Consider the following 12,926-nt stretch of genomic DNA (forward strand, 5'->3'; position numbering starts at 1 on the left):
TATGCCCGGACCGGTCAGGTCACCGTACGCGGATCAGCGCGGTACGGTGACCTGATCGGTGCAGCTGGTGAGTCCGTCCACGATCGAACAGGTGGCCGGCACCCGGGTCGGCCGGTAATCGCCGGGAACTCCGCCGTGCCGGGTGATGGCCGTATAGGCGGCCACAGCGTCGGTGGGCCGGCGGGTGAGGGTGGAGTCGCCGAGGACGTCGACGCTGTACAGCCCGAACCTCGGTGTGTAGGAACCCCATTCGTAGTTGTCGGTGAGGCTCCAGTAGTTGTACCCCATCACATTCATACCGTCGGCCGCCGCGCGCTGTAGCCAGTAGGCGGTGTCGCGCAGGAGGTCGGCGCGGGTGTAGCCGTCCGCTCGTGGGCGCCCGTTCTCGGTCGGCATGCCGTTCTCCACGATGTAGAGGGGCTTGCCGGGGAATCGCCGCGCATAGTGGTCGAGCGTGTAGTAGATCCCCTCCGATTGCAGCGGCAGTGTCCACATCCTGCTGGGGTCGGGTATCCGCGCGAGGACGTCGGCGGGGGAGAACCCGTAGTAGTAGTCGATCCCTATGTAGTCCAGCTTCGCCCCGACCCGGCCGATGAACGCTCCGTTCACGGCGTCTTCGGCGGTGGGGATGTAGGCGACATTGCTGCTCACCATCGCCCCCGGCTATACTCGGTGGATGTGGTCGTAGGTCGCATTGTGGGCGTCGGCCAACCGGTCCTGCATCGCCGGGATATCCGTGACACCGATCCCACCGTGGCGTACCTCGTTCATGAGGTACGCGGCGGGTTCGTTGAAGGTGATCCACAGCGGTTCGTGCCGGGCGTACCGGTCGACGACCCGGCGGGCGTTGCCCAGCCAGTCCTCGACCATTCCGGCGCGCCGCCACCCGCCGCGGTCGACCTGCCAGCCCGGGTAGACCCAATGATCGAGGGTGAGCATGGGCCGCATACCCGCCGCGCGAATAGCCCGGACGACCTCGTCGTAGAACCGGAAACCGTCCTCGTCCCATTCGCCCGGCCGCGGTTGTACTCGGGCCCACTCGATCCCGATCCGGTAGGCGCGCACCCCGAGCTGTGCGGCCAGGGCGATATCGGACCGGTAGCGCGAGTAGAAATCGACCGAGTCGAGATACGGGTCCTCGGTTTTCCCCGCCGCGATATAGCGGGTCCAGTTGCTGTCCGGCGCATGCCCTTCGGACTGGAATCCCGAGGAGGCGACACCCCACAGGAAGTCGGTACCCAGCGGAGCGACCTCGACCGGGGGAGCGGGGCGCGCACCGGCCGATCCCGTTCCCAGGACGACAGCGCCGGCTGCTACCGCGCTGGTGGTCAGAAATCGGCGACGGTTCACCGGACCCATCGGATCGGTCTCCTGTCCTCTGTTCGTCTCGCGGCGTTCGCACCAGAGTAGCGGCGCGGCACGGGATCCGGGCCGAACCGTTCGTATCCGCCGCAGCGGTCTCGCCCGCAGGCGGTGGGGGAGTAGAGGGTGGCCGGGGGCCGTGTCCATCCGAAAACACACGTGCTGTGGTCACCCGGCCCCCAGTGTCGGTGACCACTCGTCCTGCCGGGACCGCACAATGTCCTCGGTCGCCACACCCACTCATCAAAGTAAATCTGTCGATATCTGGATATGCGCATTCAACTATTAATCGACATCTGGAGGCCCGGACCGAACAGGCGATCGAGGTCGACATCGATGCCGGGTGCCTGTAAGGACGGGTTGAGCAGCACGATCCACTGTGGCTGTCGCGACCGGATCCAGTCCCGCAAATCGAACCGATACGCTGCGGGCGCCGCGAGGGTGTCTCTGTAGCGGGCCTTGGTCTGACCGGTCCCCGAGATGTCCTCAGATCGCCAGGCGCGCCGCGATGCCATCGAGAACAGATTCCAGACCGATCTCGAACTGCCACTGGACGTCGTCCTTACGGTTGGCGTCGTGGATATAGCGCGCGTACATCGGGTAACGGCCTGTGTTCACGAGCCAGGTCATGTGTGTGGCCAGACCAGCGCGGGCCTCCTCGCGGGTGGACCAGCCGCGCACGTGGAGCATCTGACCCAGCCTGACCTCCGAGTCGACCGCGCCGTGCACATAGGCGGTGACGGTACTGTAGACCGCCATGGCGGTGTCCACGTCGAGCCCGAGGCCGTCGAGCGCTACGAGGGCCGCCTCCGTCACGGCCAACTGGTTCGGGGTCGGCGCGCCGCACGCCACCCGCGTCACCCAGGAGTGCGCCAGCAAGACCTCCCTTATGCGCAGGGCGACGGACCGTATGGTCGCGCGCCAGCCGTCCGTGCTGTCGGGCAGACCCAGCTCTCTGTAGACGAAGTCGACCATCAACTCGAGTAGCTCGTCCTTGCCGGTGACGTAGCGGTACGCGGCCATGGGGGCGACACCGAGTTCGGTGGCCAGGCGGCGCATGGTGACCGCGTCGAGTCCCTCGGCGTCTGCGATAGCGACAGCGACCTCGGCGAGCCGTCGGGGGGTGAGGGTCGCGCGGGGAGTAGGCGTCGGCCGTTCGATGCGCTCCCATATCGAGACGGGGTCCTTGTCCTCGCTTGCCGACTGTCTCTCCTGGGAGGTCATCGCTGGGATTCCTTCCGCCGAATGCTGCTGCGTACATCGTAGCGTTAGTAGACAACGTACACCGCCATGTGTACGTTGTATTTTATGGATACAGCGTACACATGGTCGAGGGGTTTTCGTGACTGACTCGACTACCGACATCCTGCGCACCGCAGTGATCATCGGCAGCACACGGGATGGTCGGTTCGGGCCGGTCGTCGGCGACTGGATCGCCGGACATATCGCTCAGCGCGAGGACATGACGGCCGACTTGGTCGACCTCGTCGAGACGCCTCTGCCGACTGTCTTCCCGGCGTTCGGGCAGGCTCCTTCCGACGAGGTCATGGCACAGCTGGGCGCCGTGTCCCCGCGGCTGGCCCAGGCTGATGCCTTCGTGATCGTCACGCCCGAGTACAACCACAGCTTCCCCGCGTCGCTGAAGAACGCCCTCGACTGGCACAACGAGCAGTGGCACGCCAAGCCGGTCGGCTTCGTCTCCTATGGCGGTCTGGCCGGCGGGCTACGCGCCGTTGAGCATCTTCGTGTCGTGCTCGCCGAACTCCACGCGGTCACGATCCGCAACACCGTCAGCTTCCACAACTACGGTGAGGTCTTCGGTGTCGACGGCAAGCCGTCCGACCCCGGGTGCGACGCCGCAGCAAAAGCCGTGCTCGATCAGCTCAGCTGGTGGGGGCAGTCCCTGCGCGAGGCCAGACGCGTCCGCCCGTACGCCGTCTGACATCGCCTCAGCGATGAACGACGCCGAGCGACCTCCCGCGCTTCTTCTTCGCGGCGCTGGACGGACGGCAGATCCTCGCAGCAGGTTTCCCCAACCGGGGGCGACCTCGACACCACTGCCCCGGATTCCTGTCAGCGACCGAGGCAGAACTCCGGTCAACGCCCGGTTTCCTACGCTCAAGCCGCCGACCGCATGGCCTGAATCCTTCGTCGCAGCACGGTCGGCCTCTATCGAAAGCGAACACCGATGCCCACGAATCCCCTCGAACGTACCCGGGACATTCTGGTCCGTCCTTTCTCGTTGGGCAGCCTCACGCTGCCCAACCGCGTCGTGATGGCGCCGATGACGCGCGAGTTTTCCCCCGGAGGTGTGCCGGGCCACGACGTGGCGCAGTACTACGCCCGACGGGCGGCCGCCGGTATCGGCCTGATCATCACCGAGGGCACCTATATCGGCCACGACTCAGCAGGCAACAGCGCCCGGGTCCCGCATTTCTACGGCGACGAGGCCCTGGCGGGCTGGTCGGCCGTGGCCGAGGCCGTCCATCAGGCGGGAGGCCGGATCATGCCGCAGTTGTGGCACGTCGGAATGGATCGCACCGTCGGCAATCCGCCGATCCCCGACGCCGCGCGGATCGGCCCCTCCGGCATCGCTCTGGACGGCACGAACTCCGGCCGAGAGATGACCCGGGCGGATATCGACAATGTGGTCGCCGCATACGCCACGGCAGCGGCGACTGCCGAGGCGCTGGGCTTCGACGGCGTCGAGATCCATGGTGGCCACGGCTATCTGATCGACCAGTTCCTGTGGGCCCACACCAACCGGCGCACCGACGCCTACGGGGGCGACATCGTGGGCCGTACCCGTTTCGCCGCCCAGATCGTGGCCGCCTGCCGGGACAGCGTCTCCGCCGACTTCCCGATCTCCTTCCGTTTGTCTCAGTGGAAGGTGAACCACTACCAGGCGCGGATAGTCGACACGCCACGGGAACTGGAGACCATGCTCGGCCTGCTGGCCGGCGCCGGCGCCGACGCCTTCCACTGCTCCACCCGGCGGCTCCTATTTCCCGAGTTCGAGGGCTCCGACCTGAACCTGGCGGGCTGGGCCAAGAAGCTTTCCGGAAAACCCGCCATCAGCGTCGGCTCGGTGGGCCTCAGCACCGAGTTCCCCCAGATGTCACCAAGCGAAGCCACGAACATCGGCGAGCTGCTCGACCGCATGGAGCGCGACGAGTTCGACCTCGTCGCGGTCGGCAGAGCCCTGCTGGGAGACCCTGAGTGGCTGGAGAAGATCCTGGCCGGCCGCATCGACGAACTCACCCCCTTCCACGGGGGCCTCCTCGGAAGTCTCCGCTGAGCGCGGGTCCACCGATCTCTTGGTGACGATAATCGAAGGATTGGAGCAAGGCAGAATGCAAACCCGACCTATTCTCGGTGATCCATCGCGCGCAACCACGGCTCACGAGGTAGCCTCGCGGTTCGCCGAAGGGCTGCAACAGGCAGGCGCAGCAGGCGACCCGGACGGCTACGACGCCGCTTTCGCGGCAGATGTGATGTGGGGCAGTCCATATGGTGCGTCGGTCGCCGGCTACTCCGAATTGAACGCCATCCACCGCCGCTTGATGAACGCAAAGGTTGCGCCGCCGTCACATTTCGAAGTTGTCGGCGCGACTTCGCCCGCGTCAGGGGTCGTGCTGACCCAGATTCGCAGGCTCGCCGCCGAAGCGGGCGGATTCTCCGAGATCGCCATGTATCTACTGGTCGAGAAGGATGGCAGATGGTGGCTCGCGGGGGCCCAGAACACGCCGATCATGGATGCACCTCTAACGAACTGAATCCAGTTCATGCCCTATTCGCGTAGGGCACACCTCATACGCGGTAGTCGATGCCGCCAACCCTCGGCGTCGCATAGGATCGCCGCTCTGGCCCGCCGACACCAGGTGAGCAGGCTCGCGATCCGCACCGCGCCGGCCGACCTGCTGCCCGGTCGGGCCGAACGACCCGCACACACCAGCGTCGCCGAACCATGCTCGGTCCGAATCGAGATGTCGCCCGCCGATTGGCCGGCCGCTTCGCCGAGCTCGGTGCTGCCGAGCGCCAGGGCTTGCAACAAAGGCCGGGAAATACGACGCGGCCAGGGCTACAGCCTGCACGTCACCGCACCACCGGACGTTCACCAGGCACTACTGGCCGCCGCTGAAACCGTCGGCGAGGGCGGTCCACCCGCCGCCCGCAAGGCACTTCGGATCTACCGAGACCGACTGAACGCTGCCACTGCCTGATCGATCCGCGCTCTCGGGGTCCTCACCTGCCGCGATCACCATCGGCTACACCGATTTTCGGCGTTTACTACCGGAACCCGGAAACGGCGGACCTCAATGGATTCCAGTAGCCGCGGGTCGGCGCCGCCCCCGGAAGGTGCGACGTAGATCGCCGACCCATTCTCCGGGTATCTCCCAGGGGATGAAGTGACCGCCGTGGTCGTGGACGGTGAGGTTGACGTGGTTGTACCACTCGGCCCGGTCACTGGCGCGGAAGTGTTCGATGCGTTCGGCGGTGCCGATGCCGGGCGGGTTCTCGTAGCCGACGAAGGTGATCCCGGTGGGAGCCTGCACGACCGGAAGGCGGTCGTGGGAAGGCGTCCAGGGGTAGCGGTTGTGGTTGGCGTAGAGGCGTATCGAGGTGCCTATGGTGTTGGTGGCCCAGTAGATCGTGGCGTGCGTGAGCAGGTCGTCTCTGCTGAACACGGTCTCGATATCACCGCCGTTGTCGCTCCATTTGCACCAGCGTTCCAGGATCCATGCCAGCATGCCTGCCGGGGAATCGGACAGACCGTGGGCCAGGGTGCTGGGGGCGAGGAGGTGGGCTGCCAGGTGGACGGCGAAACGGCTGTCGAGTTCTACGATCCGGGCGCGTATCTCGTCGGGGAGGTCGTCCGGAACAGGCAGCCCGCCGCTGAAATCCCAGGCGCGATCGCCGTTGAACAGGGTGAGTTTGAGCCCGGATCCGATATGGATGGCATACAACTCGTCGGCGTACTTGTGGCCGAGCTGCGCCGTGACCAGCGCACCCACGTCGCACCCGGCGGCCCCGTATTTCTCGTGGCCCAGGACCTCGGTCATGAGCGTGTGCCAGAGGTCGGCGACTTTCCAGAAGTTCAGGTCCGGGCGGTCGGTCAGCGGGCTGGAGAAGCCGAAGCCGGGAAACGAGGGAACGATCACATCGAAGGCCTCGGCCGGATCGCCGCCGTGCGCCCCGGGATCGGCCAGCATGTCGACGACCTTGGACCAGTGCCAGAACGTCCAGGGCCAGCCGTGTGTGAGGATCAGCGGTGTCGGGTCCGGGCCGACGCCGGGTCGGCGCATGAAATGTATCGGCGCCCCGTCGATGTCGATTTCGTAGTGCTCGAAGGTGTTGATCTCGGCTTCCGCCGTGCGCCAGTCGTAGCCGTCGCGCCAGTAGTCGACGAGCTCCTGGAGATAGCCGCGCGGCACGCCGTAGTACCAGTCCTCATTGCCGGCATCGTCGGAGAGGCGGGTGAGAGCGAGTCGGCGCCGCAGGTCGGCGAGCACGCTGTCCGGGACGTGGATGTCGGTCGGTATCAGAGGGAATGCCCGGCTCTCGCGGTTCCTGTCGCTCATCTGGCCTCCTGCGCCGTAGGATCCCAGACTACATAAGTAGCTTATTTAAGCAGCTTATGCAAAGCCGGATATACTGCGCGGGTGGATGACAGCGACGCTTTCGACGTGGGCACCTTCACCGCGGTGATCGAGGACTTCAACCGTGCCTACATCCGCATCCCCGTACGGGAGAAGCTGCCGTTCACCACCTTGTCGGTGCTCGACACCCTCGCGCACCGAGGTCCGTCGCGGCTGACCGACCTGACCGTCACCGAGCAGCTGACCCAACCCGGCATCACCCAGCTCGTCGCGCGTTTGGCGCGTGACGGTCTGGTGCAGCGCCGCCGGGACCCCGCCGACGGCCGGGCCGTGATCGTGCACCTCACCGAGGAAGGTCGGCGAGTGCGGGCAGCCCGGCACGAGGACCGGGCCCGGTATCTGGCGCCGAGGGTGTCCGAGTTGAGCCCGGCGCACCGGCGGGCACTCGCCGCCGCATTGCCCGCCCTCACCCGGCTCGCGCAGCTGAACCGAGAAGGGTGACACCGCGGTATGCCGGTACGAGCCGGCTGTCTCGCCCGGTCGACTCCGAGCCGGGCGAGATCGGCATCGATGCTGTCCGCGCGGTGACGTACCAGAGCCGAGATAGTGCACGGCCGCGGCGACTCCGCCACCGTGCACTCGTCTCCCGTGAGGCCGTCACACCGGCGCCGTACGATCGCTACCTGAACGCCGCGATATTGCGCTCGGCCCAGTCGGCGAAGGTGTGCGGGGGCCGGCCCAGCAGTCGCTCGATATCGGGGGAGACCCGCTGTTCGGCTTCCGTGGGCGTGCCGAGCACTCCGAGTGTCGCTTCGACCACCGGCGCGGGCATGTACTGCGACATCTCTTCGCGCGCCCGATCCCGGCTCAGTTCGGTGAATCGGACTGGTTCGCCCAATACATGCGCGATCGTCGCGGCCTGTTGACGAGGTGTGATCGCGACGGGCCCGGTGAGTGTGTAGGTGTTTCCCTCATGCCCGGGTTCGCTCAGGGCGAGCGCGGCGACCGCGGCGATATCGGCGGGATCGACGGCCGGGAGGCCGATATCGCCGAAGGGCGCGGTCACCTCGCGTCGGGTCCGGACGCCGTGGGCCCATTGCAGCGCGTTGGAGTCGAAGTTCCCCGGCTGTAGCACGGTCCACTCCAGGCCCGACTGCCGGATCGCGTGCTCCAGATGGGGGGAGTGGCGTTCGGTGCCGACACCCTGTGAGGACAGCAGCACCACCCGTCGCACGCCGGCCCGGCGTACCACCTCGACGACGGCGTCGATATCGCCGGCCGCGAGGAAATCCGCGGCGGTGAGCAGGAACAGCGAATCCGCGCCACGCAGCGTGTCCTCGATGCTCTCCGGGATGATCAGATCCGCCTGCCGGAAATGGACTCCGGCCGGTACTTCCGCTTTCTTCCGTGAGACTGCGGTGACCTGTTCCCCGGCCGCCGCCAACGCCTCTACCAGAGGCCGGCCCACATTCCCTGTCGCTCCTGTCACCACGATCATTGCGTCAACTCCCGTTCTCGACTGGTCTTTCGGATGAGCAGACGGTACTTTCCTGTTGCTAGTAGGTACCTAGGGGAAAGTGAGGGAATTGTGATAGAGGCCACAGCTGAGATGGATCCCGAACTCGCCTGTCCGATAGCCCCGGTCGTGGATATCGTCTTCAGCCGGTGGACTACGCCGATTCTTTGGGCGCTGAACGAATTCGGCCGGCAGCGGTTCGTCGAACTCGAGCGGCGGATCACCACCATCACACCCAAGGTGATGACCCAGCGGTTGCGTCAACTCGAGCGGGACGGCCTCGTCGTGCGCACCTACTACCCGGGTGTCCCGCCGCGGGTCGAGTACGAGATCAGCGACCTGGGGCGGAGTTTGGCGCCCCTGTTCGCCACCCTGGCCGAGTGGTCGGTCAACCTGGACAAGGTCGAGGCGGCGCGCCGCGAGTACGACGCCCGGCAGAAGAGCGCCTAGCGCTGTACTCGATTCGACGAACGGCGCAGCCCTCGCCGGAGTCGGGGAGGGGGAACCCACCGGGCCTGACTGCACGGTGGGGTAGGGCAGAGGCCTGCGCTCGTGCGCGTCGAAGGTGATCGGCCCGGAACGAGTCGGCTGTTCGGATGCGGAGTGCAGCCTTGGGTAGCGGCAGCCCTGAAGTGCAGCGCTCAGTTGAATAGATTGATATGTAGATATGCGCATCTAACTATGATGCTCTATCATCAATCGCTCATGTCACAAGAACCCGCACACTCAAAGAAGACACAGACGAGGGGGAGCGCCTCGCGGTCACACCATCGTTCCCCCGGCTGGGCCCGCCCGTTGTTCCGGGGCCTCGCATGGATCGACAACGCGAGGCCCCGGCCCGCTCAGCTCACCGATTGGGCGAGGAGTTCCCCGATCCGGTTCTCGTCGGCCGGAGTCAGCTTCGCCAGCGCGAAAGCGGTCGGCCACAGGGTCCCGTCGTCCAGGTTGGCCGAATCGTTGAACCCGAGAGTGGCGTAGCGGGCCTTGAACTTGGCCGCACTCTGGAAGAAGCAGACGACCTTGCCGTCTTTGGCGTAGGCCGGCATGCCGTACCAGAGCTTCGGGGACAGCGCCGGTGCGCTGGTCTTGACCAGGGCGTGGATCCGCTCGGCCAGGGCGCGGTCGTCCTCCGCCATCTCCGCGATCTTGGCGAGCACGTCGCGCTCGGCGTCTGCCTTGGTGGCGCGGGAGCCGCGGCGGGCGGCGGTCTTCAGTTCCTGCGCGTGTTCCTTCATCGCGGCCTGCTCCTCGGCGGAGAACGCGACGGTCGCGGTGCGGGTGGTCTTCTTCGGCGTGGTCATGTGATGTTCCTCCGTGAGTATGGGGGGTGAGACGGGTCGAGTCGGTGACTACGGGTGGGCCGGGTCAGCGGTCCTGGATCAGGCCCAGCACATTGCCGTCGATATCGGTGACGGTGGCGACGAGCCGGCCCGCGCCGACATCGCGGATGGGTTCACGCACGGTGGCACCCGCGGCGGTGACGGCGGCGAGCTGGGTCTCGATATCCGGCACATGCCAGTAGGCCACCGGAGCAGTCATCCCCTGGGGTCCGCCACCGGGTACGAGGCCGATGTGCTGGCCGCCGGTGTCGTAACCGATGTAGTAGGTGCCCTTGGTCTGCGGCGGGATGCCGAGCAGCGCGGTGTACACCGCTTCGGCCTTCTCGAGATCGGAGACGGGATGCAGGACGGTCTTGATCCCGAAAGTCGCTTCGGCGCTCATGGTCACTCCTCGTGGGTCGGTGTCGGTGGACGGCGGCCGGGTGGTCGAACGTGTGCCGGCACATCCGTGCCGACCACGGAACGCACCACGGAGACCACCACCTCGGTGCTGCCTTCGCCGTTGACGTCGTTCATCGGCCGTGCGGCGGAACGCATCGCCCTGCACGCGGCCGTTGTGGCGAACCGTGAGGTGACGGCGCTCGGGCCGGGCGGCGTGGGCAAGACCCGGTTGGCGCTGGCCGTCGCCGCGGAGGTGGCCGGGGAGTTCGCCGACGGCGTGTGGTTCGTGGATCTCGTCCCGGTCACCGACGCGGAGATGACAGGTGCGGCCGTGGCGCGGGCGCTGGGTCTGGGTGAGCAGCAGGGCCGGAGCTTGGACGATTCGGTGCTCACCGCACTCGCCGATCGGGAGATGCTGCTCGTGCTCGACAATTGTGAGCATGTGCGGGAGGGTGTGGCGCCGTTCGTCGAACGGCTGCTGGTCCGGTGCCCGCACGTGACGGTGCTCGTCACCAGCCGGGCGCGGCTGATGGTGCCGTTCGAGCAGGTGTACGTGGTTCCCCCGTTGTCGGTCGGTGAGCCGGCCGTCCCGGCGGCGGGCGGGTCGGACGCGGTGACGCTCTTCCTGGATCGGGCGTCCGCGCTGGGTTGGCCGGTGGGTCCGGAACAGTTGGACCGGGTCACCGAGATCTGCCGGCGGCTGGATGGTTCGGCGCTGGCGATCGAGCTGGCGGCCGCGCGTCTGCCCGCGCTCGGTCTGGACGGGCTCACCGCGAGCCTGGCCGATCCGCTGCGTCTGCTGGTCGGTGGGCGTCGCGCCGACGACCGGCATCGGTCGATGCGGGCAATGCTGGATTGGAGTCAGGCGTTGCTGGCGGAGCCGGATCGGTGCCTGCTGCGGCGGGTGGCGGTGTTCGTCGCGCCGTTCACCGTGGCCGATGCCGTCCGGGTGGCCGGGTACGAGCCGTTGGCGCCGGCGGCGGTCGCGGACGGCCTGGCACGGCTGACCGAGCAGAGTCTGCTGAGCGCTGTCCTGTCCGCGACCGGTACCCGGTATCGGGTGTTGACGACGATTCGGCAGTACGAGACCGAGCGGCTCGACGAGGCCGGTGAACTCACCGAGGTTCTCGCCCGCCATCTGCAGTGGTGCACGGAGATGGGTGCGGTGCTGGCACGGGCGGATACCACGGGGGCGTGGCGAGCCGGTTTCGATGCGGTGGCCGATGATATGCGCGCGGCGCTGGGCTGGGCGGAAAAGCATTCCGCGCACCGGCAGTCCGCGTACGAGCTGGCGTTATCGCTGGCGGAGCTGGCTTTCGCTCGGAATCTGGTGGGTGAGTCCCAGCGCCGCTGGGAGCAGGCCGCCGCTCTCGCCGCTGATCCGGCGGCGGCGGGTTCGGCGTTGCGGGCGTCCGCGGCGGCAGCCGGTTGCCGGATGGACGGTGCGGATATGTTCCGTCTGTATCGGGCGGCCGCGGAGGTCGCGCGGGAGGCCGGTGACGCGGCCGCGGCGGCGACGGATCTGGCGACGGCCGCGATCACCGTCTATCGGATGTCGGAGACGTTCGCCGAGTCCCCGCCGACGGCCGCGGCCGCGCTGTCGCTGTCGCAGGCACGGGAGCTGGCCGGTGGGGACGCCGCCGCGGAAGCGGCGGTGGCGCTGGCGGAGTGTGGGGTGCCGGCCGATACCGGTGCCGCGGGAGGTGCGGAGCCGGGGTCGAGTGTGGCCGCGACGCTGCGCCGGGCCGAGCGTGCGGTGGAGCTGGCGGCGCGGACCGGGGATCGGCTGGTGGAGAGCGCGGCGCTGGACGCACTCGCGGCGGCGCAGTTGTGGGCCGGTGGTACGTTCGCCGCGGCCGCGACGACCCGGCAGCGGGTGGAGTCGCTGGCGGGGGTGCCGGTGTCGCCGGGGAGTGCGCTGGAGTGGGTGAGTGCGCTGGCGGAGGCGGCCGATTCGTGTCTCGGTGTCGGCGATCTCGTGGGGGCCCGTCGGTGGGGTGAGCACTTGCGGGGGTTGCCGTTGCTGGCGGAGCGGGGTGATTTCGCGACGTCGCGGTTGCTGGTCGCGGATGCGCTGGCGGGGCGGGTGGAAGGTGTACTCGCGGCGGCGGGCCGTTTCTTCGACGCGTGGACGCTGTCCGGGCGTGGGCATGCTCCGGCGCTCGCTCCGGCGGCGGCCGCGGTGGCGATGGTCCATGGTTTGCGCGGTGACGGTCCGGCCCGGGCCGAGTGGCTGGCGGTGGCGACCGATCTCGGGGTGACGCGTGAACAGCAGGCCGCGTACCGCGCGGTGTTCGATGCGGTGGTGTTGTTGCACGAGGGGCGGGCCGGTGCGGCGCTGGCGCGGTTGGCGGCCGAGCCGGACGAGATGGATCAGCGGGTCGTCTGGGTGTGGCGGCACTGGTATTTCGCGTTACGTGCCGAGGCCGCGGTGCTGGCCGGTGATCCGTCGGCGCGGGGGCATCTGGTGACGGCCCGGACGGTGGTGGCCGGTGATCCGGTGGCCGGCGCGATCGTCGATCGTGCCGCTGCTGTGGCGGAGGGCGGCACCGAGTTGTTGCCGGCGGTGGCGGCCGTTTTCGAGGCGGCGGGGTGTGGGTATCAGCGGGCCCGCACGCTGTTTCTGGCGGGTGGGAGTTCCGCCGCGGCGGGTGCGGCCCAGTGGGTGGAGCTCGGTTGCACGGTGCCCGGGGGTCGTTGATGCCGGTGGTAGGCCGGGTTGAGCCG

General features: G+C 67.8%; 11 protein-coding genes and 1 pseudogene. 6 read left to right on the forward strand and 6 right to left on the reverse strand.

The window, feature by feature from the left end:
• Positions 1-33: 33 nt before the first annotated feature.
• Positions 34-1,359: pseudogene (locus ABZV91_RS00780) on the reverse strand (family 1 glycosylhydrolase).
• A gap of 489 nt (positions 1,360-1,848) precedes the next feature.
• Entirely contained in the window at positions 1,849-2,586 is a 738-nt protein-coding gene (locus ABZV91_RS00785; RefSeq protein ID WP_355233529.1) for a TetR/AcrR family transcriptional regulator, read from the reverse strand.
• A 154-nt stretch (positions 2,587-2,740) separates the two neighbouring features.
• Between ABZV91_RS00785 and ABZV91_RS00790 the strand changes: the two genes are divergently transcribed.
• The 3 genes from ABZV91_RS00790 (at position 2,741) to ABZV91_RS00800 (ending at position 5,138) form a co-directional block, all read left to right on the forward strand.
• Positions 2,741-3,304: an NAD(P)H-dependent oxidoreductase gene (locus ABZV91_RS00790; RefSeq protein ID WP_355233531.1), complete on the forward strand. Its 564-nt coding sequence runs from the start codon at positions 2,741-2,743 to the stop codon at positions 3,302-3,304.
• 246 nt (positions 3,305-3,550) lie between these two features.
• Entirely contained in the window at positions 3,551-4,660 is a 1,110-nt protein-coding gene (locus tag ABZV91_RS00795) for an NADH:flavin oxidoreductase (protein WP_355233533.1), read from the forward strand.
• Between the two features lie 22 nt (positions 4,661-4,682).
• A complete protein-coding gene (locus ABZV91_RS00800; RefSeq protein ID WP_355233535.1) occupies positions 4,683-5,138 on the forward strand; it encodes a DUF4440 domain-containing protein in 456 nt (151 codons plus the stop codon).
• 540 nt (positions 5,139-5,678) lie between these two features.
• Here the strand turns inward: ABZV91_RS00800 and ABZV91_RS00805 are convergent.
• Positions 5,679-6,944 (reverse strand): epoxide hydrolase family protein, encoded by a 1,266-nt coding sequence (locus ABZV91_RS00805; RefSeq protein WP_355233537.1) that lies wholly within the window; start codon positions 6,942-6,944, stop codon positions 5,679-5,681.
• An 81-nt stretch (positions 6,945-7,025) separates the two neighbouring features.
• Between ABZV91_RS00805 and ABZV91_RS00810 the strand changes: the two genes are divergently transcribed.
• Complete coding sequence (locus tag ABZV91_RS00810; RefSeq protein ID WP_355233539.1) at positions 7,026-7,463, forward strand: MarR family transcriptional regulator; 438 nt, start codon at positions 7,026-7,028, stop codon at positions 7,461-7,463.
• A gap of 178 nt (positions 7,464-7,641) precedes the next feature.
• On the opposite strand, the gene ABZV91_RS00815 is transcribed toward ABZV91_RS00810, so the two are convergent.
• Positions 7,642-8,460 (reverse strand): NAD(P)H-binding protein, encoded by an 819-nt coding sequence (locus tag ABZV91_RS00815; protein ID WP_355233541.1) that lies wholly within the window; start codon positions 8,458-8,460, stop codon positions 7,642-7,644.
• Between the two features lie 90 nt (positions 8,461-8,550).
• Here ABZV91_RS00815 and ABZV91_RS00820 point away from each other — a divergent pair, with 90 nt between their 5' ends.
• A complete protein-coding gene (locus ABZV91_RS00820) occupies positions 8,551-8,928 on the forward strand; it encodes a helix-turn-helix domain-containing protein (protein WP_355233543.1) in 378 nt (125 codons plus the stop codon).
• 392 nt (positions 8,929-9,320) lie between these two features.
• Here the strand turns inward: ABZV91_RS00820 and ABZV91_RS00825 are convergent, their stop codons facing one another.
• Positions 9,321-9,779, reverse strand: coding sequence for a DUF1801 domain-containing protein (locus ABZV91_RS00825; RefSeq protein ID WP_355233545.1), 459 nt, complete (start codon positions 9,777-9,779; stop codon positions 9,321-9,323).
• Positions 9,780-9,843: 64 nt separating this feature from the next.
• Positions 9,844-10,200 (reverse strand): VOC family protein, encoded by a 357-nt coding sequence (locus ABZV91_RS00830; RefSeq protein WP_355233547.1) that lies wholly within the window; start codon positions 10,198-10,200, stop codon positions 9,844-9,846.
• Positions 10,201-10,266: 66 nt separating this feature from the next.
• Between ABZV91_RS00830 and ABZV91_RS00835 the strand changes: the two genes are divergently transcribed.
• Positions 10,267-12,900, forward strand: coding sequence for an ATPase (locus tag ABZV91_RS00835; RefSeq protein ID WP_355233549.1), 2,634 nt, complete (start codon positions 10,267-10,269; stop codon positions 12,898-12,900).
• Positions 12,901-12,926 lie beyond the last annotated feature (26 nt).

The organism is Nocardia sp. NPDC004568, from assembly GCF_040609955.1.
Classification (GTDB): Bacteria; Actinomycetota; Actinomycetes; order Mycobacteriales; family Mycobacteriaceae; genus Nocardia.